Source organism: Streptomyces sp. 7-21, from assembly GCF_016741785.1.
In the GTDB taxonomy this organism is placed as follows: Bacteria; Actinomycetota; Actinomycetes; order Streptomycetales; family Streptomycetaceae; genus Streptomyces.
The window spans coordinates 1-1,524 of record NZ_JAERRL010000034.1; the positions used below are offsets into that span (position 1 = coordinate 1).

General features: G+C 73.8%; 3 protein-coding genes and 1 pseudogene. 3 read left to right on the plus strand and 1 reads right to left on the minus strand.

All coding sequences use genetic code 11. The features are described 5' to 3' along the window. The 3 genes from JK356_RS21435 to JK356_RS21445 form a co-directional block, all read left to right on the plus strand. Positions 1-197, plus strand: a 197-nt coding sequence (locus tag JK356_RS21435; protein ID WP_201870343.1) for a hypothetical protein, incomplete at its 5' end; no start/stop codon positions are given. Further along, positions 198-848 carry a hypothetical protein gene (locus JK356_RS21440; RefSeq protein ID WP_201870344.1) on the plus strand — a complete coding sequence of 217 codons (651 nt, stop codon included), beginning with the start codon at positions 198-200 and terminating at the stop codon, positions 846-848. A gap of 77 nt (positions 849-925) precedes the next feature. Then, positions 926-1,336, plus strand: coding sequence for a YciI family protein (locus JK356_RS21445; protein ID WP_201870345.1), 411 nt, complete (start codon positions 926-928; stop codon positions 1,334-1,336). Here JK356_RS21445 and JK356_RS21450 read toward each other — a convergent pair. Next, positions 1,305-1,524, minus strand: a pseudogene (locus tag JK356_RS21450) (hypothetical protein); the annotation flags it as partial. The gene JK356_RS21445 and the pseudogene JK356_RS21450 overlap by 32 nt on opposite strands.

The following is a 1,524-nucleotide window of genomic DNA, read 5'->3' on the forward strand; positions in this document are numbered from 1 at the left end:
CGGCCCGCGAGGCCGCCGGCGACGCCGCCAGGCACGCGATCGACGTGGCCGGGAACGACTATGTGCCCGCCAACCCCGACGAGGACGTCGACGCCACCCTGACGGACCTGAAGAACGGCGTTGGTGACATCATCGACAGCAACTGGGAGGTCCACTACCACTGGACCCGGCCGCCTCAGGAAGGGCAGGGCGAGTAGGTGAGCCTGCAGGTGAGTGCCGCGCGGCTGCGGCTGCTGCTGGGAGGTGCGCTGGTCCTGGCGCTGCTGGCGGCGGGGATCACGGTGTTCCTCACGCGCGGGTCCGACGGCCCCGCGGAACGGGAGTACGCCGTGCCGGACACGCTGTGCGGCCTCGACGTGCCCCGCGAGCTGTACGAGCCGCTCTTCCCGCCGGGGAGGGACCTGAGGATCGAGCAGAGCTACGAGGGCAGCACCGGCCTGGCCACCCTCGACCAGTGCCGGATCACGGTCGACGGTGAACTCGTGATCTGGTCGGACACCTCCGGGCGCGACGGTTTCCAGGCGTTCATCGACGGCCGGAGCGCCGCGCTGGTCCGCGAGACCGGAGAGCTCGGCTACGAGGTACCCGAGGGCACCCCCGTCTCCGGCGAGTTCGAGGCCATGGCGTGGCCCGGCTTCGCCATCGCGGGCACTTCCTGCGAGCCCGGCCAGATCATCCACTCGTTCACCGTCGGCCTGGGCGCCAGCCATCTGGCCGACGACGCGGAGTCGGTGGAGACGTTCGCCGCGCTGATCCAGCCCTTCATGGCCGCGGCGGTCGACGCCTCCGTCTGCTCCCCCGGGGACAACCCGGCCTCCGGCTACGCACCGGACCGCGGCACCGGCTGAGGCACCGCGGCCGAAATCCCCGGCCCGGGGTGTGAGCCCGGCCACAATGGGCCGTACCCCTACCGAGGAGTGACGCGATGGCCACGTACCTGCTGCTGAAGCACTACCGGGGCGCCCCGGCGTCCGGCAACGACGTGCCGATGGACCAGTGGAGCCCGCAGGAGGTCGAGGCCCACGTGCGGTACCTGAACGACTTCGCGGACCGGCTGCGGGCGACCGGCGAGTTCGCTGGCAGCGAGGCGCTCTCCCCTGACGGGGTGTGGGTCCGCAGCGGCGGCGAGGGGCACCCGCCCGTCACCGACGGGCCGTTCCCACCGGCCAAGGACCTCATCGCCGGCTGGATGGTCATCGACGTCGGCAGCTACGACCGCGCCGTCGAGCTGGCCGGGGAGCTGTCGGCCGCCCCCGGGGCCGGCGGCCGGCCGGTCCAGGAGTGGCTGGAGCTGCGCCCCGTCCTCACCGAGCCGCCCGCCGCCACGGAGCAGTGACGCCGCCGGCGGCGGCCGACAGGCCGAGTGCCGCCGCGCGGGGCCGGTCGGCGGCCTCGGGCGGCGGCGTGACGGTGATGCCCGCGTGCGTGAGGATGCCCAGGTCCAGGTGCCAGACGGCGGCCGAGCGTTGCTGCCACAGCGCGAACGCCGCGGCGATGTGCGCCCGGGCCTCGGCGGCGGTCATA

Coding starts and splice junctions, on each gene's coding strand:
- JK356_RS21445 (WP_201870345.1), top strand. CDS start 926: ATGGCCACGTACCTGCTGCTGAAGCACTACCGGGGCGCCCCGGCGTCC.